The organism is Alphaproteobacteria bacterium (genome assembly GCA_041396705.1).
In the GTDB taxonomy this organism is placed as follows: Bacteria; Pseudomonadota; Alphaproteobacteria; order CALKHQ01; family CALKHQ01; genus CALKHQ01.
Map to the genome: position 1 here is coordinate 160,383 of JAWKYB010000012.1, position 22,583 is coordinate 182,965.

Consider the following 22,583-nt stretch of genomic DNA (forward strand, 5'->3'; position numbering starts at 1 on the left):
CTTTCCTTTGCCGGCCGGCGGTCCCAGGTCACGGGCTCGCACCGCGCGGGGCCGACCCCGCCACAGCCGGCCAGGGAGACAGCGCGATGATCGTCGTCCGCGACCGCGACAGCCGCGGCCAAACGCAGATCGGCTGGCTCGACAGCCGGCACAGCTTTTCGTTCGGCGACTATCGCGACCCGGCGCTGATGGGGTTCCGCGCGCTGCGCGTGATCAACGAGGACCGGGTGGTGCCGGGCGCCGGCTTCGCCACCCATGCCCATCGCGACATGGAGATCGTGTCCTACGTCCTGACCGGCGCCCTGGAGCACAAGGATTCGCTGGGCAACGGCTCGGTGATCCGGCCCGGCGACGTCCAGCGGATGAGCGCCGGCACCGGCATCACCCATTCGGAATACAACCCGAGCGCCAGCGAGCCGGCACTTCTGGCAGATCTGGATCCTGCCGGAGCGGCGCGGCCTGGAGCCGGGCTATGAGCAGAAGGTGTTTCCGCCGCAGCAGCGGCGCGGCCGCCTGCGTCTGGTCGGCGACCGCGACGGCAGCGACGGCGCCATCACCATCCACCAGGACGCGGCCCATGTCGCCGAGCTCGCTGCCGACGACAGCCTCGACCATCGCCATCCCGGACGGTCGCCATGCCTCGCTGCAGGTCGCCCGGCGGCACCGTCGCGCTGAACGGCGACACGCTGCGCGCCGGCGACGGCGCGGCGATCGTCGACGTGAACCCGGCATCTCGCTGGCAAGCGAGACCTGGCGCCGAGCGCCGGTTGTTCGACCTGCTCGATGGCGCCGCGCGGCCTACAGCGCGGCGGGCCACCGGCCTGGGCGACCGGCCGCGCCTCCTCGCGGTCCAGCGGCCAGGGCGGTGATGGTGACGGCGACGAGCATAGCGCGGCGCGTCGCCGGCCGCCCTGAACTGGAAATCGGTGCCGAGCGGACCGTCAGGCAGACGCCGGGCTCCAGAGCAACCACCGCTTCGCGGCCGCCCTGCTGGCGCCATATCCGCGGCCGGCGACGATGTACTCAGATCTCTTCGACCGTGTTGTGGTGACCGCCTGCGACCTGCTCCGGCGCGAGCGTGAAGTGGGCCATGCTGCCGCCCGGCAGCCGCAGCAGCGCCCGCACGTCGGAGCCGTCGGGGGCCTGGACGTCCGCTTCGGCCGGCAGCCGCATCGTCTCGAACGCCGTCATTCGGGCGTGCTCCGGCGCACCCGGCGCGGCGGCCGCGGCGACGGCTGGAACAGCGCCACGCCAGGCGGCCGCAGGAACAGGATCAGCACCAGCCCGGCGACCAGCCCGCCCATGTGCGCCCACCAGGCGATGCCCTCGACCGGCCAGATCCAGCCCAGCGCCACGTGCAGCAGCACGACGACGATCATCCAGACCCAGCCCGGCATCGCGATCACGAACAGGAACAGCCAGCCGGTCGGCCACAGCATGACATAGGCGGGATATGACTGCGAAGACGCCGCTGGCGCCGATCATCACGATCGCCGGCTCCGCGGTCAGGTAGACCTCGGCCAGCGCGGCGGCGAGACCGCCCAGCACGAACAGCAGCGCCATCCGCCAGGTCCTGATGGCGCGCCCCACCGCCGGTCCGAACGACAGCAGGGCGACCATGTCCAGGAACAGGTGCCAGAAGCCGTCGTGCAGCAGCATGGTGAACAGCGGCAGTTGCAGGGCAGCAGGGCCAGGCCTCAGCTGCGTTCCAGTCCCTTCAGGAAATACCTGGCGTCAGGCCGAAGGCGGGATGAATTGCGCCTGCTCGGTCGGTCGCAGGTCCCGGTAGACGAACACCGCGACGCAGGCCGCCGCGAACAGCAGGCTGAACAGCTTGCCCTCGGTGTTGAACACCGGTTCGCGCCGGCGGCGCGGGGCGTCGTCGGGACGCGGGCGGTTGACCATGCCGGTCAGCCAGCGTCGCGCAGCTTGAAGCGCTGCACCTTGCCGGTCTCGGTGCGCGGCAGGCTGTCGACGAAGGCGACCGCGCGCGGGTACTGAACGGTGCGACCGTGCGTTTGACGAAGTCCCAGCGCCTTGGCGGTGTCCGGCCCGGCCTCGACCCCCTCGCGCAGCACCACGAACGCCTTGACGATGGGCCGCGCTCGGCGTCCGCATGCTGATCACCGCGCATTCGCGTATCGTCGTCATGCTCCAGCAGCGCTGCCCACCTCCGGCCCGGCGATGTTGTAGCCGGACGATGATCAGCGTCGTCGGTGCGCGCCTGGTAGATGAAATAGCCGTCCGCGTCGACCATGTAGGCGTCGCCGGTCAGGTTCCAGCCGTCCTTGACATAGACGGCCTGGCGGTCGTCGGCGAGGTAGCGGCAGCCGGTCGGGCCGCGCACCGCCAGCCGGCCGACTCGCTGGCGGTGCGGCGCGCCGGCGGCGTCGACCACCCGCGCGATAGCCGGGGATCGAAGGCTTGCCGGTGGCGCTGGGCCGTATGTTTTCCTTCGTCGGCCGAGATGAAGATGGGCAAAGATCCCTGGTCGCGCTGATGCCGTCGATGATGGTGATGCCGGCGGACTCCGGCGCTACGCTCGAAGGTCGTGAGCCGGCAGCGTCTCGCCGGCGGAGACGCACTTTGCGCAGGCTGGCGATGGATCGCAGCTGCCGGCCTCGTAGAAGCGGTCGAGCATGGCGCGATAGGCGGTCGGCGCGGTGAAGTGACCGTCGCCCTGAAGCGCGCGATGGCGGCGATCAGCTCGGCTGGGGTGTGCGCGGCAGCAGCACGGTCGCCGCGAACGCGCGCATCGGGAACAGCAGCAGCCCGCCCAGGCCGAAGGTGAAGGCCAGCGGCGGCGAGCCGATGAAGACGTCGTCCGCGGTCGGGCGCAGCACATAGCGCGGGAAGCAGTCGCAGATCGCCAGCACGTCGCGGTGGAAGTGCATGGTGCCCTTCGGCTTGCCGGTGGTGCCGGAGGTGAAGGCGATCAGGCAGACGTCGTCGTCGGCGGTGTCGGCGGCCGGGAAGGGGGCGCCGTGCCGCGCCATCAGCGGCTCGACCGCGTCGTCGGCGGCCGGGTCGCCGAAGCTGCGGCGGACCAGCGGGCGCGCCGCGTGGTCGGCAATCGCGTAAACTTCGTCGCCCAACGCCTTCTCGTAGAGGCAGAAATCGATTTCGGCCTTGTCGACGATCACGGCCAGCTCGCGGGCGCGCAACAGCGGCATGGTGGCGACCGCGATGGCGCCGGCCTTGACCACCGCCAGCCAGGCAGCGGCCATCATCGGGCCGCCGCCGCCGCGCAGCAGCACGCGGTTGCCCGACACCACGCCCATGTCGGCGACCAGCACATGCGCCAGCCGGTCGACCCGGTCGGCCAGCTCGGCATAGCTCCAGGCGCCGTCGGCGAAGTGGATCGCCGGCCGGGCGCCATGGCCGGCGGCGAGCGCGTCGTCGATCAGCGTCGCGGCGCAGTTCAGCCGCTCCGGATAGGCGAGATCGTTCAGGCCGTGCGCATCGATCACCGGCCACAGGTGCGGCGGCGGCAGGTTGTCGCGCGCGAAGCTGTCGACGTGGCCGCTAGGATGCATGTGCATGGCCCGTTCCGCCCTCCGGTGCGGCGGCGAAGGCGGCCCGGGTCTGCGCGCCGACGATCTGGCGCTGGACCTCCGAGGCGCCCTCGTAGATGCGCAGCGCCCTGACCTCGCGATACAGCCGCTCGACGATCGAGCCTAGCACGACGCCGCTGCCGCCGTGCATCTGCACCGCGGCGTCGACCACGCGCTGCGCCGCCTCGGTGGCAAAGAGCTTGGCCATCGAGGCCTCGCGGGTGTTGCGGCCGTCGACGGTGTCGGCGCGCCAGGCGGCGCGGTAGACCAGCAGCGCGGCCGCGTCGATGTCCAGCGCCATGTCGGCCAGCGCGGCCTGGGTCACCGGCATCTCGGCCAGGGTGGTGCCGAACATCGGCCGGCGCTCGCTCCAGGCCAGCGCCCGTCGAGCGCGCGGCGGGCAAAACCAGCGCCGCGGCGCCGACCGACGGGCGGAACCGGTCGAGCACGGTCATCACCGCCTTGAATCCGCCGCCGCGCGGCCCGACCAGCGCGTCGGCGGGCAGCCGGCAGCCGTCGAACGCCAGCCGGCCGAGCGGGTGCGGGGCGATCACCTGCTGGCGCTCCGCCACGGTCAGGCCGGGCGCATCGGCCGGCGCCACGAACAGGCTGAGCCCGCGGGTGCCCGGCCCGTCGCTGCGGGCCAGCACGAGATAGTGGTCGGCGATACCGGCGTTGGAGATCAGCGTCTTCTCGCCGTTCCAGCACCCAGCCGCCGGCGTCCTCGACCGCGGCGGTCGCCACCGCGCCCACGTCCGAGCCCGACTGCGGCTCGGTCATCGCCAGCGCGGCGATCGCACGCCCCTCGCGCACCGGCGGCAGGATGCGCGCGCGCTGCGCCGGGTTGCCGAAGGCGGCCAGCGCCGCGGTGCCCAGCCCCTGGCATCACCAGGGCGAAGTCGGCGAGGCCGTGATGGCAGCGCCAGGGTCTCGCGGGCGAGACAGAGGGCGCGGACGTCGAGCGGCTTGCCGTCGTCAGGGACCGGGATGCCGAGCCAGCCGGCCTCGCCCAGCGCGGCGACGAGGGCGCGGCAGTCGGCGTCGACCGTCGCCTCGCCATGGCCGAACCGCGCCAGCCTGGCCGCGCACCAGCTCTCCAGCTTGTCGGCCAGCGCCCGGTGGGCGTCGGTCAGGAACGGCCAGTCGAGAAAGCTGCGGTCGGCCATCAATCGCCCTCGAACGCCGGCGGGCGCTTGGCGACGAAGGCGTCGTAGGCGCGGCGGAAGTCGTTGGTCTGCATGCAGATCGCCTGGGCCTGCGCCTCCGCCTCGATGGCGGATTCCAGCCCCATGTCCCATTCGCGGTGCAGCATCCGCTTGGTGATGCCGTGGGCGAAGGTCGGCCCCTCGGCCAGCCGGCGCGCGGTGTCCTCGGCCGCCGCGCCCAGCCCGGCGGGTTCGACCAGCCGGTTGAAGAAGCCCCAGCGCTCCGCCTCGTCGGCCGGCATGATGCGGCCGGTGTAGAGCAGCTCGGCCGCCCGGCCCTGGCCGACGATGCGCGGCAGCATCGCGCAGGCGCCCATGTCGCAGCCGGCCAGTCCGACGCGGGTGAACAGGAACGCGACCTTCGCCGCCGGCGTGCCGATGCGGATGTCCGAGGCCATGGCGAGGATGGCGCCGGCGCCGACGCAGATGCCGTCGACCGCGGCGACGATCGGCTGCGGGCAGGCACGCATCGCCAGCACCAGGTCGCCGGTCAGCCGCGTGAAGGCCAGCAGGCCGGTCATGTCCTGGTCGAGCAGGGGGCCGATGATCTCGTGCACGTCGCCGCCGGAGCAGAAGTTGCCGCCGGCGCCAGCGATCACGACGGTCTTGACGGCGTCGCAGCGCGCCAGGGCGCGGAACAGGTCGCGCAGCTCGGCATAGGACTGGAAGGTCAGCGGGTTCTTGCGCGCCGGCCGGTCGAGCACGACGGTACCGACCGGGCCGTCGACCCGCCAGCGCACGTGCCGGGCGCGATAGGCCGCGGCGTCGTCGATGGCGAAGTATGCGGCGGACTCAAAGCGGTGCTCGGACATCATCGGCCACTATAGGCCGGGAGCGGGGCCCTCTGTCATCAGCAGCAAGCGCGCCGCGCCACGGTTGCCGATGCGCGGTCTTGTTGACACAGCTCTTGCACGCCGGGCGATAACCTGTTGAAATCAGGGAAAGCGCTGGCCCGGCCCTTCCATCAGAGACAACGCGCCGCACGGCGGATTCGCTTGAATCGGCGGAACGAAACGCCAGCTGGTGATGTTAAGGCGGGATCGGTCGCAACGGAGAGGACGCGATGGCTAGCACACCGGATTCGGCGAAGGACACCCAGGAGAAGCTGGAGGCCGACATCGCCAAGCTGCGCGAGGAACTTTCCTCGCTGTCCAGGTCGGTCAAGGAGGTCATCCAGCCGCAGGTCAAGCAGCGGGTGAACCGCGTGCGCGATGCCGCGGTGGACGTGGCGGAGGACATGCAGTCGCGGGCGCGCGAGTATGGCGAGGCGGCGGCGGCGTCGGTGCGCGACAGCGTGCGGACGCACCCGATGGCGGCGATGGGCATCGCCTTCGTCGCCGGCGCGCTGGCCGCCATCCTGCTGCGCCGCTAAGGCCGGAGCGGCGCGGCCGGCATGAAGAACCTGCTCGACAACCTGTTTGCCGGGCTGATCGTGCTGGCGCTGACGCTGGTCGCGATCGGCTTGCTCAGTGCGGCCGCCGTCGTCGGGTTCGCGGCGCTGGTGGGCACGGGCGGGGCGCTGGCCATCGTCGGCGCGATCCTGATCGTGCTGGCGCTGCTGGTCGCGCTGGTGATGCGCGGTCGCGGGCGGCCGACCGTGGCGGACCGCCACGGCAACGGCCTCGATGCCGGCGGCATCGCGGCCGGTTTCGTGCTCGGCCTGTGGGACGGGTTCACGCGGCCGCGGCGCCCGCCGCCGCCCGACGGACAACCGCGCGCCGAGCCGTGATCCGGGCGGGCCGTGACGGGCCTCAGGTCACCGCGCCGCCGGCGATCGGGATCGCGGTGCCGGTGACGCCGGCGGCCTCCGCCTGGCACAGCCAGCGGACCGCGGCCGCGACCTCGGCCGGTCGGATGTAGCGACCGATCGGCACGTTCGCGATCAGGCCGTCGCGGGCGCGGCTCGCGTTCATGCCCGTCTTCGCCGTGATCGTCGCCACCGCCTGGTCGACCAGCTCGGTATCGGTATAGCCCGGGCAGACCGCGTTGACGGTGATGCCGTCGCGGGCCAGCTCGGCGGCCAGAGCGCGGGTCAGGCCGACGACGCCGTGCTTGGCGGCGCAATAGGCCGTGACATAGGGAAAGCCGACCAGCCCCGCCGTCGAGGCGACGTTGACGATGCGCGCACCGTCCTCCGCCCGCCGCAGCAGCGGCAGCAGCGCCCGGCCGACGCGGTAGACGCTGGTCAGGTTGGTGTCCAGCATCCGCTGCCAGAACCCCTCGTCCAGCTTGTCGAAGGCGATGCTGTCGGCGGCGCCGGCGTTGTTGACCAGGATCTCGAGCCGCGGACACGCCGTGCCGATGGCGGCCGCCAGCGCATCGATGTCCTGCGGCGCGGTCACGTCGCAGCGGGCATGACGCACCGGCACGTCGTGGCGGCGGGCGAGATCGGCGGCCACTGCCGCCAGCACGGTCTCGTTGCGTCCGGTGATCCACAGCGACGCGCCGTCGGCGGCGAGGGCGTCGGCGATGGCGGCGCCGATTCCGCGGCTGCCGCCGGTGACCAGCGCGGTCTGGCCGGCAAGCGGACGGCGTGTGTCGGCCACCGCCCGATGCCTCAGGCGAAGGCCTTGAACGTGATCAGCGTGAACGTGTCCTTGACCCCCGGCAGGGTCTGGATCTCCTGGTTGACGAAGTGGCCGATATCGCGATCGTCCTCAAGGTAGCACTTCATCAACAGGTCGTACTGACCTGAAATAGAATAGACTTCCGACACGCCTTCGACATCGACCGCGGCGTCGGCAACGTCGTAGGACCGGCCGAGCTCGCTCTTGACCATGATGAAGATCGTCTGCATGGGGCTCCCCTTCGGCGCCGCGGGACCCGTCCGGCCACGCCGCGGTCAGGTCGACCCTTTAGCGTCCTTGCCCAGTTCCGGCAACGGGATAAGCAGGAAGGCGGGCACGTGGTCGCCGAAGCCCTGCAGCGCCTCGGGTTCGTCCTCGCCGCCGCGTGTCCGGCGCCGCGACTCGCCCTTGGCCGACCGGGGGCCGCCTTCGGACGCCTGACGGTCTTCGCCGCCCCGCCGCGATCGTTGCTCCGCGCCGCGCTGCGGCCGTTCCTCGGCCCCGCGCTGCGGCCGTTCCTCGCTCCCGCGCCGCGAGCGGCGACCTTCGGCCGGCGCCTCGTCGCGCCTGCGCGGCGCCTGCGACTTCTCTTCGCGCGGTGCGGCCTCCTTGGCCGCGTCGGCCTTGCCGCGCCGGCGGCGCCGGCTGGCCGGCGCCGGCGCTTCCAGCCCGACATCGGCCAGCGCCTCGCCGGCAGCGCTCATCGCCGGGATCGTGCGGCCGATCAGCTTCTCGATCGCCTGCACGTGCTTGGCGTCCGCGTCGCCGACGATGGTCAGCGAACGGCCGCTGCGCCCGGCCCGCCCGGTGCGGCCGATGCGGTGGACATAGTCCTCGGCATTGACCGGGGCGTCGTAGTTGATGACGTGGCTGACCGCGGCGATGTCGAGCCCGCGGGCGGCGACGTCGCTGGCGACCAGCAGCTGGATCTCGCCGCGCTTGAAGGCGTCCAGCGTCGCCATGCGCGATTCCTGCGCCATGTCGCCGTGCAGCTCGCCGGCGTTGTAGCCGTGCCGCTTCAGCGAGCGGAAGACGACGCCGACGTCGCGCTTGCGGTTGCAGAACACCAGCCCGTTCTGGATGCTCTCGTTGTCGATCACGGCACGCAGCGCCGCCCGCTTCTCGCGGTCCCGGCCCTGATAGGGCACCAGGAACTGTTCGATGGTGGTGGCGGTCGAAGACGGCGGATCCACCGTGATCTCGCGCGGGTTGACCAGGAAGGAGTCGGCCAGGCGGCGGATCTCCGGCGGCATCGTCGCCGAGAAGAACAGCGTCTGCCGGCTCTTCGGCAGCTTCGAGACGATGCGCTCGATATCCGGGATGAAGCCCATGTCGAGCATGCGGTCGGCTTCGTCGATCACCAGCAGCTTGACCGCCGTCAGGATGACGCCGCCGCGCTCGGTGTGGTCCAGCAGCCGGCCCGGCGTCGCGATCAGCACGTCGACCCCGCGGTCCAGCTTCTTTTCCTGCTCGTCGAACGACACGCCGCCGATCAGCAGCGCGAAGGACAGCGACTGGTACTTGCCGTACTTGACGAAGTTCTCCGACACCTGCGCCGCCAGCTCGCGCGTCGGCTCCAGGATCAGCGAACGCGGCATGCGGGCGCGGGCCCGTCCCGAGCTCAGGATGTCGATCATCGGCAAGACGAACGAGGCGGTCTTGCCGGTGCCGGTCTGGGCACAGCCGAGCACGTCCCGCCCGATCAAGACTTGCGGGATGGCCTGGGCCTGGATCGGTGTTGGAGTCTGATACCCGGAATCGGCAACCGCGTTTACGACCGGCTCGCTCAATCCCAATGCGGCAAATGCCTCGGCATTCACTGGCGAATCATCAATCAGCGCCAAGTTCCTTCATGCTCGGTCGGAGGTCAGCGGACTATAGGAGCAGGACCCTAACTGTCAATTGACACAGGACAGTCGGGCTATTTTGCCGTCGCCGAGTGTCTCTCGTCTTGCGTTCCGGTCAGACGTCCAGGTCTTCGGCCTCGGCGGCATGCTGCTGTATGTAGGCGAGGCGCAGCTCCGGTTTCCGGCCCATCAGACTTTCGACCAAGCCCGCCGTGCCGCCATAGGCGGCGGCGCGGGCTCCGTCGGACAGCGAGACCCTTAGCATGCTGCGGGTCTTCGGGTCCATCGTCGTCTCGCGCAGCTGGCGCGCCGGCATTTCGCCCAGCCCCTTGAACCGGCTGACCTCGACCTTGCCCTGGCCCTTGAACACCGCGCGCATCAGCTGCTCGCGGTGCGCATCGTCGCGGGCATAGTGCACCTCGCCGCCGCGCGAGAGGCGGTATAGCGGCGGCATGGCCAGGAAAAGATGGCCGTTGGCAATGAGTTGCGGCATCTCGCGGAAAAAGAACGTCATCAGCAGCGAGGCGATGTGGGCGCCGTCGACGTCGGCGTCGGTCATGATGACGACGCGCTCGTAGCGCAGGTTCTCGTCGCGATAGTGCTCGCGCCGGCCGCAGCCGAGCGCCTGCAGCAGGTCGGCCAGTTCCTGGTTCTGCTGCAGCTTTTCCAGGCTGGCGCTGGCGACGTTGAGGATCTTGCCGCGCAACGGCAGCACCGCCTGCGTCTCGCGGTCGCGCGCCTGCTTGGCCGAGCCGCCGGCGCTGTCGCCCTCAACCAGGAACAGCTCGGTGCCGGCGGCCGCGCCGCTGGCGCAGTCGGCCAGCTTGCCGGGCAGCCTGAGTTTGCGCGCCGTCGCGGTCTTGCGTTGCAGGTCCTTGGCCTGGCGGCGCGCCATCCGCTCCTCGGCCCGCGCCAGCACATGAGCCAGCAGCGCGCTGCCGGCGGCCGGGTCCTGCGCCACCCAGTGGTCGAAGTGATCCTTCAGCGCGGCGTCGACCAGCCGGGTCGCGCCCGGCATCGCCAGCCGCTCCTTGGTCTGGCCCTGGAACTGCGGGTCGACGATGAACAGCGACAGCATGGCGAAGGCGCCGTCGACCACGTCCTCGGCGGTGATCTGGCCGGCCGCCTTCTTGTTGCCGACCAGCTCGGCGTAGCCGCGCAGGCCGCGCGTCAGCGCGGTGCGCAGGCCCTGTTCATGGCTGCCGCCCTGCGGCGTCGGCACGGTGTTGCAATAGGCGCGCAGGCCGCCCTCCTGGTCCAGCGGCCAGGCCACCGCCCATTCGACCCGGCCCTGGCCGTCGGCCAGCTCGGCCTTGCCGGCGAAGGGCAGCGGCGTCACCTGCGGCCGGCCGCCCAGCGTGGCGGCGAGGAAATCGGCCAGGCCGCCGGGGAAGTGCAGCCGCGCCTCGGCCGGCGTCGTGTCGCCGTCGCGCAGCAGCTCCGGCGCGCACGACCAGCGGATCTCGACGCCGCGGTGCAGATAGGCCTTCGACCGTGCCATCTCGTAGAGCCGCGCCGGCCTCAGCCTGAGGTCGCCGAAGATCTGCGGGTCGGGCCGGAAGCGGACCAGGGTGCCGCGGCGGTTCGGCATCGGCCCGGCGTCGACCAGCGGGCCGGTCGGCACGCCGCGCGCGAAGCCCTGGCGCCACAGCCGCTTGTCGCGCGCCACCTCGACCTCCAGCGCCTCGGCCAGCGCGTTCACCACCGAGACGCCGACGCCGTGCAGGCCGCCGGAGGTGGCATAGGCCTTGCCGGAGAACTTGCCGCCCGAATGCAGGGTGGTCAGCACCACCTCCAGCGCCGACTTCGACGGGAACTTCGGATGCGGATCGACCGGAAAGCCGCGGCCGTTGTCGCGCACGCCGACCCAGCCGTCGCCGGCGAGCTCGACCGAGATGAAGCTGGCATGGCCCGCGATGACCTCGTCCATCGCGTTGTCCAGCAGCTCGGACACCAGGTGGTGCAGGGCGCGTTCGTCGGTGCCGCCGATGTACATGCCCGGCCGGCGGCGCACCGGCTCCAGCCCCTCCAGGACCTCGATGTCCTTGGCGCTGTAGCTGTCGGGCGTGGCCGCGGCGGTGAACAGGTCGCTCATGGCGGCGGACTATAGGGATGCGACTCCGCGCGATTCAAGGCAATCCGCCGCGCGCCGCCCCGCCGCCGCGCCATCCGGGCCGGGACAAGCCGGCGCGCCGACGCTATGAGCGGGGCGGACCCGCATCCGGCGCCGAGCCGATTCGGCGCGCAGAAACGGAGAACTCGCCGCGATGGACGACACCGGACCTGAGGCCGCCGACGGCGCCGCGCCGCGCGGCACCCTTGCCACCCAGACCATCGCCATGCCGGCCGACACCAACCCGTCCGGCGACATCTTCGGCGGCTGGCTGCTGTCACAGATGGACCTGGCCGGCGCCGTGGTGGCCTGGGAGCGGGCGCGGGGCCGGGTGGCGACCGTAGCGATCGATTCGATGACCTTCCACCGCCCGGTCTTTGTCGGCGACGTGGTCAGCTGCCATGCCGAGATCGTGCGGATCGGCCGGACCTCGATGGCGATCCGGGTCGAGGCCTGGTCGCACCATCGCGGCCACGGCGAGCGCCACCGCGTGACCCAGGGCGTGTTCACCTATGTCGCCATCGGCGAGGACCGCAAGCCGCGGCCGATCGACGACGCTGCCGGCTGAGCCGCTCACGCCGTCTCACCCAACGGTGACTGGCCTCGCCGGCCGCTGCCGCTACCCTGAGGCGGTTGCGGCAGCGCGGGAGACGAGGCGATGCGAAGCAGGCTGGGCAGGGCGGCGATGGCGACGGGCCTGGCGCTGGCGGCGGGAGCGGCCGGTGCCGGCGAGGCCGACGTGGTCGACGTGGCGGTGACGCGTTCCGCCGACGGCAGCTACCGGTTCGATGTCACGGTCGCCCACGCCGACGCGGGCTGGGATCACTATGCCGACCGCTGGGACGTGGTCGGCCCGGACGGCGCGGTGCTGGGCGAGCGCGTGCTGCTGCACCCGCACGAGACCGAGCAGCCGTTCACGCGGTCGCTGTCGGGCGTCGTCGTCCCGGACGGGGTGGACGCGGTGACCGTGCGCGCACACGACAGCGTGCACGGACTGGGCGGCGCCGAGATGACGGTGGCGATCCCGCGTTAGCCCCGGCCGGCGCCGGCGCTAGTTGGCCGGCGCCACCGTGTCCTGCGCGGATTCCTGGCGCAGGCCCTTCCAGAAGCCGGAGCCGCCGTTCGACGAGGCCTGCAGGTCGCCTTCGTACAGGTTGAAGTCGTTCACCGCCATCACCCCGGTGCCCCAGAAGAACAGGCCCGACTTGCCGGCGCGCAGGTCGCCGTCGCCGTAGGAGCCGACCGAGGTGCCGTCGATCAGGATGTCCATGCCGTCGGCGGTCTCGATCATCGTGATCTCGGCCCGCGACGGATCGGCGGTCGCGCCGCCGACCGACATCACCGACGATGCGTCGCCGGTGCGGGTGTCGATCTTCCAGACGCCGATGTTGCCGCCGGGCTCCAGCATCACCACCAGATAGGGGCCCGCCTCTTCCTGCCGGCAGCAGAACAGCCCGACCGCCGAGGTCGGGTCGCTGGCGATCAGCTCGGCGTCGACGGTCAGCGACAGCTGGGCGTCCAGGTCGTTGAAGGCGATGTAGTAGATGGCGGTGTCGCTGACCGCGTTCGAGATGATGAACCGGTCGGCCGAACGATAGCCGTACCAGTCGCCGTCGAGGCCGGTCAGCGTGTTGAGGTCGGCGAAGGTGAACACAGGCTCGATCGCCTGGGCGGGCAGCGCCGCCGCCACCGCAAGTGCGCTGGCCAAGCCAGCCAATCCTTTCGCCACGACACCGGTCATGCTCTCGCTCCTACCTGCCCGTTTGCTTTGCGTTAACCATACCGGCGGCTCCGGACAGCGACAATGTCCAAACCGCAACCCGCTCATTACAATTGATAATCCGCCCGCGACCGTGGCAATGGCCACAGCCGGCGGCGGCGGGACCGCTGCGCGCGGCCTTTGAAAGACGAAGGCCCCGCCGGATCGCGCCGGCGGGGCCTGCTGGCGGCCGCTGCGCGACCGGTCAGTTCGAGTAGTACATCTGGTACTCGATCGGGTGCGGCGCCTGCATGAAGGCGACCACCTCCTCCGACTTCAGGTCGATGTAGCTGTCGATCATGTCGTTGGTGAACACGTCGCCCTTGGTCAGGAAGGCGCGGTCGGCGTCGAGCGCGTCCAGCGCCTCGCGCAGCGACGAGCACACGGTCGGCACGCCGGCCAGTTCCTCCGGCGGCAGGTCGTACAGGTCCTTGTCCATCGCCTCGCCGGGGTGGATCTTGTTCTGGATGCCGTCCAGCCCGGCCATCAGCATCGCGGCGAAGCCGAGATAGGGGTTGCCGGCCGGATCCGGGAAGCGGACCTCGACGCGCTTGCCCTTCGGGCTGGCCGCCCACGGAATGCGGCACGAGGCCGAGCGGTTGCGCGCCGAATAGGCCAGCAGCACCGGCGCCTCGAAGCCCGGCACCAGCCGCTTGTAGCTGTTGGTGGTCGAGTTGGTGAAGGCGTTGATCGCGCGGGCGTGCTTGATGATGCCGCCGATGTAGTACAGCGCGGTGTCGCTGAGGTCGGCATAGCCGGACCCGGCGAAGGTCGGCTTGCCTTCCTTCCAGATCGACTGGTGCACGTGCATGCCGCTGCCGTTGTCGCCGAACACCGGCTTGGCCATGAAGGTGGCCGACTTGCCGTAGGAGTGGGCGACCATGTGGACGCAGTATTTGTAGATCTGCATGCCGTCGGCGCACTTCACCAGCGGGCCGAAGGTGGTGCCCAGCTCATGCTGCGACGGCGCCACCTCGTGGTGGTGCTTCTCGACCACCAGGCCCATCTCGTGCATCGCCGACAGCATCTCGGCGCGCATGTCCATGCCGCTGTCGACCGGCGGCACCGGGAAGTAGCCGCCCTTGGTCTTCGGCCGGTGGCCGACGTTGCCCTCGTCGAAGACGCGGCCGGTGTTGTACGGGCCTTCCTCGCTGTCGATGGCATAGAAGGTGTGGTTCTGCGCGACCTGGTAGCGGACGTCGTCGAACACGAAGAACTCGGCCTCGGGGCCGAAATAGGCGGTGTCGCCGAGGCCGGTGGTCCCCAGATAGGCCTCGGCCTTGAGGGCGATGCTGCGCGGGTCGCGCTCATAGGGCTGGCCGGAGATCGGGTCGAGCACGTCGCAGAACAGGATCAGGCTGGGCTGGGCCGAGAACGGGTCCATCACCGCGGTCGACAGGTCGGGCTTCAGCCGCATGTCGGACTCGTTGATCGCCTTCCAGCCGGCGATCGACGAGCCGTCGAACATGATGCCTTCCTCGAGCATGTCCTCGTCGACGGTGTCGATCCACTGGGCGGTGTGCTGCCACTTGCCGCGCGGGTCGGTGAAGCGGAAGTCGACGAACTTCACGTCGTTCTCTTCCATGAGTTTCTTGACTGATGCTGCGTCCGACATGGTTCCCCCATGGGTCTGTTGATCGGTTGTCGTTACACGTGCGGCCGGCTCGGCGCCATGCTCGGCCCGGTCCCATTCAAACTGCGCGCCAACCCGGCGCCGCGGCACACCGCGGCCGGTGAAGGCCGGGTCAGATGGCGCTGGCCCCGGTCTCGCCGGTGCGGATGCGGATTGCCTGTTCGATAGGCACGACGAAGATCTTGCCGTCGCCGATCTTGCCGGTGTGCGCTGCCTTCTGGATGGTCTCGATCGCGCGGTCGACCTGGGAATCCTCCAGCACGATCTCGATCTTCACCTTGGGCAGGAAATCGACCACGTACTCGGCGCCGCGGTAGAGCTCGGTATGGCCCTTCTGGCGGCCGAATCCCTTGGCCTCCAGCACGGTGATGCCGCTGAGGCCGATCTCGCTCAGCGCTTCCTTCACTTCCTCGAGCTTGAACGGCTTGATGATGGCTTCGATCTTCTTCATGACCCTCGACGTTTCCTCTCCATGGCGCGCGGGGACGTGGCGGCGCCTGCTCGGCGGGCCGCGAAGCATGCACCATGCCACTCTGCGCGGACCCCGCGACCGCAACCGGCCGGCGGCCGGTTGATCGAAACGCGGGCAATGACTGCATAATAATTATGCATTTGACCAGTCATTGTTCAGCGGCGCCGTCCGCGGTCTCCGGCGCCGGCAGGTCGAACGCGCCGTCCGCGATGCGCTGCGTGACGGCGCGGCACGCGTCCTGGTCCGGCACCTGCTGCTCGGCGAGCGGCATGGCATAGGCCTCCACCGCCATCTCCTCGTCCGGCGTCAGCGCACCGCCATCCGCCAGCCGCGCGTGCAACACCGCCAGCGCCGGCTGGTTGCGGACCAGGAACTCGGCGACCGCCTCGATCATCGCGTCGTCGCGGCCGAAGCGGTCGGCGCAGACCTTGGCCATCGCCACCGGCATCACGCCGGCCAGCAGGCGATCTGCGGCATCCTTGCCGATCCGCGCCTCGACCGCGCGGTAGTCGGCCTCGCTGGTGTCGCGCAGGAACAGGACGTAGACGACGGCGGCGACGGCGGCCAGCAGCGCCAGCCAGATCAGGGAGCCGCGGCTCGAGCGGCCGGCTTGGATCGCCATTCAGTTCCTCTGGTCCAGAAAGGCGTGCAGCTTGTCCATCGCCTTCTCGATGTTCTCGGTGGAGTTGGCGTAGGAGAAGCGGATGTAGCCCTCGCCGAACCGGCCGAAGCTGGTGCCGGAGATCGCGGCGATGCCGAGCTGGTCCAGCATGACCTGCTGCAACTCGCGCGATTGCATGCCGGTGCCGGCGGTGTTGGCGAAGGCATAGAAGGCGCCGCCGGGACGGATGCAGCGCACGCCCGGCATCGCGTTCAGCCGGTCGACGATCACGCCCCTGCGGCTGTCGAAGGCGGCGACCATCTCGTGCACCGCGTCCTGCGGCCCTTCCAGCGCGGCGATGCCGGCGAACTGCGTCGCGGCGTTGACGCAGGAATGGCAGTTGATGGCCAGCCGGGTCGCCTGCTCGGCCAGCGGCTTCGGCCACACCGCATAGCCCAGCCGCCAGCCGGTCATGGCATAGGTCTTCGACCAGCCGTCGAGCATGATCACCCGGTCGCGCAGCTCCGGATAGGTCAGCAGGCTGACGTGCGGCTGCCCGTCATAGGTCATCTGGCTGTAGATCTCGTCGCTGAGGATGGCGACGTGCGGGTGGGCGGCCAGCCCGGCGGCCAGCTTGTCGAACTCCGCCTTCGGCACGGTGCCGCCGGTCGGGTTGGCCGGGCTGTTGACGATGATCAGGCGGGTCGCCGGCGTGATCAGGCCCAGCACCTCGTCGGCGCTGAACGAGAAGCCGTTGTCCTCGTACAGCGGGATCGGCACCGCGGTCGCGCCGGTGAAGCGGATCGCCGATTCGTAGATCGGGAAGCCGGGGTTGGGATACAGGATCTCGGCCCCCGGCTCGCCGAACATCAGGCAGGCGAAGAACATGGTGACCTTGCCGCCGGGCACGATCACCACGCAGTCCGGGTCGATCGCCACCCCGGTCCGCTTCAAAAGGTCGGCGGCCACCGCCTCGCGCAGCGGCAGGATGCCGTTCGCCGGGGTATAGCCGTGATGGCCGTCGCGCAGCGCCTTGCACGCCGCCTCGACGATATGGTCCGGGGTCTTGAAGTCCGGCTGGCCGATGCCGAGGTTGATGATCTCGCGGCCCTGCATCTCCAGCGCCCGCGCCCGGGCCAGCACCTCGAACGCCGTCTCGGTTCCCAGCCGTGCCATTCCGGCGGCGAGTGTCGCCATCCTGTTTCCCCCTCCGGCCCGCGGGCCATTCGTCTTGCGCCCGTCCGGGCCGTTTCTCGGAAGCGCGCAACATGTGCGCAAAACCGCCGACGGAAGCAAGCGTCGCCCGCGCGCGCGAACATGCGTCATGGTGCGCCGGCGCCGGCCCGCCCTATGTTGCGTCGGACCGACCGACACAGCCGAAGAGGGACAAAGCGATGGCCAGCGGTGATTTGCGGCACAAGGTGACCTTCCTGGGCGCCCTCGGCGAACCGCTCGCCGCGCGCCTCGACCTGCCGGCGGGCCCGCCGCGGGCGTTCGCGGTGTTCGCCCACTGCTTCACCTGCTCGAAGGACATCTTCGCCGCCGCACGCATCGCCGCCGGCCTGACCGAGGCCGGCTACGGCGTGCTGCGCTTCGATTTCACCGGGCTCGGCGCCAGCGCCGGCGATTTCGCCAACACCAACTACTCGTCCAACGTCGACGACCTGGTCGCCGCCGCCGACTGGCTGCGCGCCAACCACGCCGCGCCGACGCTGCTGGTCGGCCACAGCCTGGGCGGCGCGGCGGTGCTGGTCGCGGCGACGCGCATCGCGGAGGTGCGGGCGGTGGCGACCATCGGCGCGCCGGCCGATCCGGCCCACGTCACCCGCGCGCTCGGCGACGCGGTCGCCGACATCGAGGCGGAGGGCGAGGCGAAGGTGGAGATCGCCGGCCGCGCCTTCCGCATCCGGCGCCAGTTCGTCGACGACCTGCGCAACCAGGACCAGCTCCGCGCCATCCGCGCGCTGAAGGCGGCGCTGATGGTGATGCACGCGCCGCGCGACGAGATCGTCGGCATCGAGAACGCGCGGATGATCTTCGAGGCGGCGCACCATCCGAAGAGCTTCGTCAGCCTGGATACCGCCGACCACCTGCTGACCGACCGGGCCGACGCGGTCTATGTCGCCCGCGTGCTCGCCGCCTGGGCCGAGCGCTATGTCGAGGCGGCCGCGGTTGCGGCCGGCGCGGCGGAAGAGGATGCCGGCGGCGTGCTGGTGTCGGAGACCGGGCTCGGCCGCTTCCAGCAGGCGATCGCCGTCGGCCCGCACCGGCTGACCGCCGACGAGCCGCGCGCGGCCGGCGGCGACGACAGCGGGCCGTCGCCCTATGACCTGCTGTCGGCGGCGCTCGGCGCCTGCACCGCGATGACGCTGCGTATGTATGCCGGCCACAAGCAGCTGCCGCTCGACCATGTCGCGGTGCGCGTGGTGCACGACCGCATCCACGCCGAGGACTGCGCCACCTGCGAGACCCGCGAGGGCAAGGTCGACCGCTTCGTGCGCACCATCGCGCTGCAGGGCGATCTCGACGATGCCCAGACCGCCCGCATGCTGCAGATCGCCGACCGCTGCCCGGTGCACCAGACCCTGCACCGCGAGGTGCTGGTCGAGACCGCGCTGGCCGACGCGCCGGCGGAAGCGCCGGCTTGACGCTACCCCCTCGCGGGCGTAGTAAACCGCCGACTGCGGTGGCTGTAGCTCAGCTGGTTAGAGCACTGGTTTGTGGTACCAGGGGTCGTGGGTTCAAATCCCATCAGCCACCCCAATAGCGCCGATGTCCGGCCCGGAGAGATGGGTAACGGATTGTACCTAAGACATTGGGTGACAACCACGGGCCGAACGGGTTGTCGAGAGTCTGCGGGTCTTCTGTTCCAGGTCGACGTATCCTAGGTCGTAGTGCATGAAGCTGACCAGCCAGATGGCCTGGTCGACTTCCTTGATGCCGAGACGCTGTCCGGCGAGCACGGTTGAAATGTTGATCTTCGCGGTGCATGCAGATGCGTCCGCAGGCGGTGACCATGATGTCGCGGTCGTGCATTGGATAACTGATGTCGGGCAGACCGCGATAGGGCCTGGTGGAGGGCGCGTAGGCCTCGGCTGGCGTCTTCATCTGCAAGGCTTCGTGCGGTCGCTCGGTGTTGAACTCGCGGACGAAGGCGTCGATCGAGCTTGTTGCTGGAGGCTGTTCATGCCGGCCGGCCGGGTCGCCTCCTTCTTCAGGGTGAGATGCATGCGCTCGTGGCGCCCGTTCTGCTGGGGCGGCCGGGCTTGATGCGTTCGATCGCGATCCCCAACCTCAGCCACCAGACGGCGAGCCTGGAGAGGCCGTAGAGCCCGTTGGGACTGCGAAGGGAACGCCGTTGTCGGACCGGATCGCGCCGGGCAGGCCGCGCTCGTGGAACAGCTGCTCGAAGGCGGTGATGGCCAGGTCCTCGCGGGTGGACTCAGCGCTTCGCACATCAGCAGGTAGCGCGACGCCTGATCGGTTACGGTCAGCGGGTAGCAGTATCGGCTGTTCCCCAGCTTGAACTCGCCCTTGAAGTCGGCGCACCAGAGGTCGTTGGGTTCGGCGCCGGCGGACAGCGGCGTGCCCTTTGCCCTGTGGCGGGGCCGTCCGGGGACCTTGACCAGGCCGTGCCGGTGCAGGACGGCGGGATCGTGCTCCTGGCGGGGACGCGGACGTCGCCCGCCAGCCGCCGGACCAGCAGTTCGCGGATCTTGCGCGCCCCCCAGTGGGGCTTCTCCTGCTTGAAGGCGACAATCATCGCCTCGATCGGCGCCGGCAGTTGGTTGGCGTAGCGCACCGGCCGGCGCGAGCGGTCGCTCAGCGCCTCCAGGCCATGTTCCCTATAGCGATCGTAGACCTTGTAGCCGGTCTTCCGCGAGATGCCGAACTCCCGGCAGACATCGCTCATCCGACCCCCTCGAGCAGACGAGCGACGAACCTCAGGCGTTCTTCCACAACCGAACACTCCTTCCACGGCATCGACATCTCCCAGGCGCGCCTGAAACATGTCACCCATGTGTCCGGTACGTTCTGTCACATCTCTCGGGCCGCTCACGATCCCGGAGACGGCAAAGCCGGCCATGCGCACAGACTGCGCGGTCATCGGCTCGCGCTTGCGGGTCGCTTTGCCGGTCCGCGTCGGGCGCGCCGCGACCGCGCCACGGTGCCCGGTCGCGCAGGGGAACGAACCGTCTATCTGCCCAGCTTGTCGGGCAGTCCTTTCCGCTTGGTCTCTGCCAGCTCTTCCAGTTCAGCCTCGGTCATCGACTCGTACATGCTGCGCGCGGCACCCTTGAGGTCGGACTCTTGCGCCTCGCCGCGCTTGGCTGCCAGCGCGGCGCCGGCAGCCTTCTGCTGTGCTTTCGATCTTGCGGGCACGTGCGCTCTCCGTTGCAGGCTGTCACAGGCACAACGCTGCAGCATCGAGCGGGTTCCGGGCGCGGCTGCGGCCGGTCAAGGCCGTCGCCGTGCCGGCTTTCGGGCCGGCTGGCGCGGCAGGGCGATCAGGGCAAGCGCGGCGAGGCTGAGCGCGACCGCGAGCCAGAAGTGGGGCGGGTACCACTCGTCGAGCAGCGCCATGCCCCAGGCGATGCCGGCCGGCAGCGCGATGAAGCTGCCGAAGGCGACGAACATCGAGCCCGACAGCCGCAGCAGCAATATGTAGAGATAGATCTCGACCCCCGTCACCCCGATGAAGGCGGCCAGCGGCGTGCGCACGGCCGGCCAGTCGGCGAACAGCGCCGACGGCGTGCCGACGACGAACCAGGCGGGCAGCGCGATCAGCGCGGCGGCGGCGAGCTGGCCGGTGACGACCTGCAGCGTGTTCAGCCGCCGCGGCCAGAACCGCGCGACATAGATGCCGTCGAAGGCATAGGCGGCCGGGATCGCGACCGCGAAGGGCAGGGCGTGCAGCCAGCCTGATTCCGGCCGTCCGAACTCGCGTAGCAGCAGCACGGCGACGCCGACGGTGCCCAGAGCCACGCCGAACAGCCGGTCGCGGCCGACGCGTTCCCAGCGCAGCGCCAGCAGGATGGCGACGGTCGCCACCGGGGTCAGCGATTCGAAGAAGGCGACGACGCCGGCCGGCATCGCGGACGCCGCCGCGGCGGCCCCGCCCAGCGGCACGACGAAGCCGAACAGCGCGGCCAGCACGAAATAGGCGGCCTCGGACCGGGTCGGGCGGAACAGCCCGCCACGGGCGGCCAGCACCGCGGCGAAGGCGGCCGCGCACAGCGTCAGGGCGGGCGCCAGCGCGCCGGTCTCGTCGACGCCGGCCGTGGCCAGCATGCGCAGCAGCACGATCTGCAGGCCCCACAACAGGCCGAGCCCGAACAGAACGGCGGTGCACAGCGCCTGGCCGGGCGCGGCGCGGCCGGCGCGGGCGTTACCGGCAGCGGAGGCATAGGACGTCGCGACGGTGCGCGAGGCCGCTGAGCGACTGGGGGGCGTGCTCATGCGATCACCCTGGCCGGCAAATCCGGCTGTCTGGCGGCGGGAATATGGTTAATCGGCACGATGCCGCGGCAACGCGCGGGCGGCGGTGACGAAAGTCACGCGGCCGGCGAGCGTGGGCTCCCTGCCGGCGCGAAACGCGCACGCAGGGCTGTCGGCCGCGTCGCTGGACGCAGCGATGCGCGCTCCGGGGAGGCGCGCGCGGTTGCCAGAAGCAAAAAGGCGGCGGCCCGGAATGCGCTGTCGCACACTCCGGGCCGCGCGCCCGATCGGGGTTGCCGATCTCGTCAGCGGGTCAGGGCGTCATGTCCGCGCCTGCCTGGGTGCGCGCCGCTCTACAATTGAAGTTCGCCGCTGTTGTAGACCCAGGTCTGCTGGCCGGCGCAACCGCCCGACGAGGCCGCGACGTGAAGCCAGTTCGGATCGGATGCGGACTTCTCGATCAGGCGCACCTGGTCGCCGGGCGAGAGGTAGCACTGGTCCGCGCCCCCCTCCTGCGGGTAGCCGGTCACATCGGCGAGCACCACGACCGTGCCGGCGGTGGGTGCAGGCGCGGGCGGCGGCGGCGTCGTTGTCTGCTGGACCAGCACCTGCTGAACGCAGATCTGGAACGGTTGCTCGCATGCGGCCTGGATCACGCCTGCCGAAGAGACGCTCGCTCCATATGCTTGCATGATGAGAGCCCGGCATTGGCTTTCGGCTGCCATGCAATCGTTTTGCGTGTGCATTGCGGCCATGTCCCAGGGGAAGATCGGCGCCGAAGAGGTTGGCGCCGGCGACGGCGCACCACCGCAGACCAGCCCGATCCGATCGACATACTCGCCGGAGCCGCCGAAAATGCCGGACGCGGTCTCGGTCGCGGCGTCGCACCCGGCCCAGTCGGTCGCGACGACGGTGCCGGCAACCTGGTCGGGCCTGACCTCGTAGGTGTAGTCGCTGCCGAGGTCCCGGCACTGGATCGAGATGTGCTTGACGATCGTCAGCTCGCTCCAGGGCCCGTACGATGAGCTCAGCGCTTGCACCACATCGCCGGGCTGGCAGGCGACCTTCTGGTATCCGCCGCCGCCGCCGCCCCAGTACTGGGTGGGCTCGTATGCCCCGCCGGCCCACTCGGTCCGCTCCGCATTCAGCGGCGTGCAGATCGCCACCACGGCATCGAGCGCCGTGCCGCTGCGCAGGTTGACCCCGATCAGCACATCGTTCGGCCGGCACTCCGAGCGGAAGTTGCCGCCGCCGCCGCCGCCGAACGGCCCAACGTCGCGTGCGTGGACGTGTGTCGCGAAGAGCGTGGTCGCCGAGAACGCGCCCGCGATCGCGCAGGCCAGAAACGCAGATCGGTTCCGCATCATTTCCCTTCTCCTCTATGCCCCTGCGA

General features: G+C 70.5%; 27 protein-coding genes, 1 tRNA gene and 2 pseudogenes. 10 read left to right on the top strand and 20 right to left on the bottom strand.

Annotated elements, in window-relative coordinates; translation table 11 throughout:
- The first annotated feature begins 86 nt into the window (after positions 1-86).
- From R3F55_17800 to R3F55_17810, 3 genes are read left to right on the top strand one after another with little or no spacing between them, the layout of a single operon-like run.
- Positions 87-476 (top strand): pirin family protein, encoded by a 390-nt coding sequence (locus R3F55_17800; protein ID MEZ5669251.1) that lies wholly within the window; start codon positions 87-89, stop codon positions 474-476.
- 7 nt (positions 477-483) lie between these two features.
- Positions 484-675, top strand: a complete 192-nt coding sequence (locus R3F55_17805; GenBank protein MEZ5669252.1) for a hypothetical protein — start codon at positions 484-486, stop codon at positions 673-675.
- Positions 636-869 carry a hypothetical protein gene (locus R3F55_17810; protein ID MEZ5669253.1) on the top strand — a complete coding sequence of 78 codons (234 nt, stop codon included), beginning with the start codon at positions 636-638 and terminating at the stop codon, positions 867-869. The genes R3F55_17805 and R3F55_17810 overlap by 40 nt, the downstream gene beginning before the upstream one ends.
- A gap of 154 nt (positions 870-1,023) precedes the next feature.
- Here R3F55_17810 and R3F55_17815 read toward each other — a convergent pair whose 3' ends face one another.
- The 4 genes from R3F55_17815 to R3F55_17830 form a co-directional block, all read right to left on the bottom strand.
- Positions 1,024-1,191 carry a hypothetical protein gene (locus R3F55_17815; protein MEZ5669254.1) on the bottom strand — a complete coding sequence of 56 codons (168 nt, stop codon included), beginning with the start codon at positions 1,189-1,191 and terminating at the stop codon, positions 1,024-1,026.
- The gene (locus R3F55_17820; GenBank protein ID MEZ5669255.1) at positions 1,188-1,439 is read right to left on the bottom strand and encodes a rhomboid family intramembrane serine protease; all 252 of its coding nucleotides are present in this window, start codon (positions 1,437-1,439) and stop codon (positions 1,188-1,190) included. Before R3F55_17820 ends, R3F55_17815 begins: the two co-directional genes overlap by 4 nt.
- Positions 1,440-1,734: 295 nt before the next feature.
- Entirely contained in the window at positions 1,735-1,905 is a 171-nt protein-coding gene (locus R3F55_17825) for a hypothetical protein (GenBank protein MEZ5669256.1), read from the bottom strand.
- A gap of 5 nt (positions 1,906-1,910) precedes the next feature.
- Positions 1,911-2,078: a hypothetical protein gene (locus R3F55_17830; GenBank protein MEZ5669257.1), complete on the bottom strand. Its 168-nt coding sequence runs from the start codon at positions 2,076-2,078 to the stop codon at positions 1,911-1,913.
- A 38-nt stretch (positions 2,079-2,116) separates the two neighbouring features.
- On the opposite strand from R3F55_17830, the gene R3F55_17835 reads away from it, so the two are divergent.
- On the top strand, positions 2,117-2,500 hold the full coding sequence (locus R3F55_17835; GenBank protein MEZ5669258.1) for a hypothetical protein: 384 nt from the start codon (positions 2,117-2,119) through the stop codon (positions 2,498-2,500).
- Between the two features lie 202 nt (positions 2,501-2,702).
- On the opposite strand, the gene R3F55_17840 is transcribed toward R3F55_17835, so the two are convergent.
- The 3 genes and pseudogenes from R3F55_17840 to R3F55_17850 all read right to left on the bottom strand — a co-directional run bounded on the left by R3F55_17840 (position 2,703) and on the right by R3F55_17850 (position 5,571).
- Positions 2,703-3,542: an AMP-binding protein gene (locus R3F55_17840; protein MEZ5669259.1), complete on the bottom strand. Its 840-nt coding sequence runs from the start codon at positions 3,540-3,542 to the stop codon at positions 2,703-2,705.
- A pseudogene (locus tag R3F55_17845) lies at positions 3,526-4,720 on the bottom strand (acyl-CoA dehydrogenase family protein). The gene R3F55_17840 and the pseudogene R3F55_17845 overlap by 17 nt, the downstream one beginning before the upstream one ends.
- Positions 4,720-5,571 (bottom strand): enoyl-CoA hydratase family protein, encoded by an 852-nt coding sequence (locus R3F55_17850; protein MEZ5669260.1) that lies wholly within the window; start codon positions 5,569-5,571, stop codon positions 4,720-4,722. The pseudogene R3F55_17845 and the gene R3F55_17850 overlap by 1 nt, the downstream one beginning before the upstream one ends.
- Before the next feature lie 251 nt (positions 5,572-5,822).
- Between R3F55_17850 and R3F55_17855 the strand changes: the two genes are divergently transcribed.
- Together R3F55_17855 and R3F55_17860 are read left to right on the top strand one after the other, a co-directional pair.
- Positions 5,823-6,131 (top strand): hypothetical protein, encoded by a 309-nt coding sequence (locus R3F55_17855; GenBank protein MEZ5669261.1) that lies wholly within the window; start codon positions 5,823-5,825, stop codon positions 6,129-6,131.
- Positions 6,132-6,152: 21 nt separating this feature from the next.
- Positions 6,153-6,488 (top strand): hypothetical protein, encoded by a 336-nt coding sequence (locus R3F55_17860; GenBank protein ID MEZ5669262.1) that lies wholly within the window; start codon positions 6,153-6,155, stop codon positions 6,486-6,488.
- Between the two features lie 22 nt (positions 6,489-6,510).
- On the opposite strand, the gene R3F55_17865 is transcribed toward R3F55_17860, so the two are convergent.
- The 4 genes from R3F55_17865 to parE all read right to left on the bottom strand — a co-directional run bounded on the left by R3F55_17865 (position 6,511) and on the right by parE (position 11,268).
- Positions 6,511-7,305, bottom strand: coding sequence for an SDR family NAD(P)-dependent oxidoreductase (locus tag R3F55_17865; GenBank protein MEZ5669263.1), 795 nt, complete (start codon positions 7,303-7,305; stop codon positions 6,511-6,513).
- Between the two features lie 11 nt (positions 7,306-7,316).
- Positions 7,317-7,556 carry an Lrp/AsnC ligand binding domain-containing protein gene (locus R3F55_17870; protein ID MEZ5669264.1) on the bottom strand — a complete coding sequence of 80 codons (240 nt, stop codon included), beginning with the start codon at positions 7,554-7,556 and terminating at the stop codon, positions 7,317-7,319.
- 45 nt (positions 7,557-7,601) lie between these two features.
- On the bottom strand, positions 7,602-9,146 hold the full coding sequence (locus R3F55_17875) for a DEAD/DEAH box helicase (protein MEZ5669265.1): 1,545 nt from the start codon (positions 9,144-9,146) through the stop codon (positions 7,602-7,604).
- A gap of 142 nt (positions 9,147-9,288) precedes the next feature.
- On the bottom strand, positions 9,289-11,268 hold the full coding sequence (gene parE / locus R3F55_17880; protein MEZ5669266.1) for a DNA topoisomerase IV subunit B: 1,980 nt from the start codon (positions 11,266-11,268) through the stop codon (positions 9,289-9,291).
- 172 nt (positions 11,269-11,440) lie between these two features.
- Here parE and R3F55_17885 point away from each other — a divergent pair, with 172 nt between their 5' ends.
- Together R3F55_17885 and R3F55_17890 are read left to right on the top strand one after the other, a co-directional pair.
- Positions 11,441-11,854: an acyl-CoA thioesterase gene (locus R3F55_17885; GenBank protein MEZ5669267.1), complete on the top strand. Its 414-nt coding sequence runs from the start codon at positions 11,441-11,443 to the stop codon at positions 11,852-11,854.
- Positions 11,855-11,944: 90 nt separating this feature from the next.
- Entirely contained in the window at positions 11,945-12,319 is a 375-nt protein-coding gene (locus R3F55_17890; GenBank protein ID MEZ5669268.1) for a hypothetical protein, read from the top strand.
- 18 nt (positions 12,320-12,337) lie between these two features.
- Here R3F55_17890 and R3F55_17895 read toward each other — a convergent pair whose 3' ends face one another.
- From R3F55_17895 to R3F55_17915, 5 genes are all read right to left on the bottom strand, one after another.
- On the bottom strand, positions 12,338-12,994 hold the full coding sequence (locus R3F55_17895) for a hypothetical protein (protein MEZ5669269.1): 657 nt from the start codon (positions 12,992-12,994) through the stop codon (positions 12,338-12,340).
- 256 nt (positions 12,995-13,250) lie between these two features.
- Positions 13,251-14,660, bottom strand: coding sequence for a type I glutamate--ammonia ligase (glnA, locus tag R3F55_17900; GenBank protein ID MEZ5669270.1), 1,410 nt, complete (start codon positions 14,658-14,660; stop codon positions 13,251-13,253).
- A gap of 130 nt (positions 14,661-14,790) precedes the next feature.
- Positions 14,791-15,129, bottom strand: a complete 339-nt coding sequence (locus tag R3F55_17905) for a P-II family nitrogen regulator (protein ID MEZ5669271.1) — start codon at positions 15,127-15,129, stop codon at positions 14,791-14,793.
- 169 nt (positions 15,130-15,298) lie between these two features.
- On the bottom strand, positions 15,299-15,772 hold the full coding sequence (locus R3F55_17910) for a hypothetical protein (GenBank protein ID MEZ5669272.1): 474 nt from the start codon (positions 15,770-15,772) through the stop codon (positions 15,299-15,301).
- Entirely contained in the window at positions 15,773-16,948 is a 1,176-nt protein-coding gene (locus tag R3F55_17915; GenBank protein MEZ5669273.1) for a pyridoxal phosphate-dependent aminotransferase, read from the bottom strand.
- Positions 16,949-17,145: 197 nt separating this feature from the next.
- Between R3F55_17915 and R3F55_17920 the strand changes: the two genes are divergently transcribed.
- Positions 17,146-18,399, top strand: a complete 1,254-nt coding sequence (locus R3F55_17920; GenBank protein ID MEZ5669274.1) for an alpha/beta fold hydrolase — start codon at positions 17,146-17,148, stop codon at positions 18,397-18,399.
- Positions 18,400-18,437: 38 nt separating this feature from the next.
- Positions 18,438-18,514, top strand: a tRNA-His gene (locus R3F55_17925).
- Here R3F55_17925 and R3F55_17930 read toward each other — a convergent pair.
- The 4 genes and pseudogenes from R3F55_17930 to R3F55_17945 all read right to left on the bottom strand — a co-directional run bounded on the left by R3F55_17930 (position 18,503) and on the right by R3F55_17945 (position 22,557).
- A pseudogene (locus R3F55_17930) lies at positions 18,503-19,735 on the bottom strand (IS481 family transposase). The gene R3F55_17925 and the pseudogene R3F55_17930 overlap by 12 nt on opposite strands.
- Positions 19,736-19,948: 213 nt before the next feature.
- Positions 19,949-20,134: a DUF3008 family protein gene (locus tag R3F55_17935; protein ID MEZ5669275.1), complete on the bottom strand. Its 186-nt coding sequence runs from the start codon at positions 20,132-20,134 to the stop codon at positions 19,949-19,951.
- 75 nt (positions 20,135-20,209) lie between these two features.
- Positions 20,210-21,211: an EamA family transporter gene (locus R3F55_17940; protein ID MEZ5669276.1), complete on the bottom strand. Its 1,002-nt coding sequence runs from the start codon at positions 21,209-21,211 to the stop codon at positions 20,210-20,212.
- Between the two features lie 332 nt (positions 21,212-21,543).
- Positions 21,544-22,557: a hypothetical protein gene (locus R3F55_17945; GenBank protein MEZ5669277.1), complete on the bottom strand. Its 1,014-nt coding sequence runs from the start codon at positions 22,555-22,557 to the stop codon at positions 21,544-21,546.
- Positions 22,558-22,583: the final 26 nt, after the last annotated feature.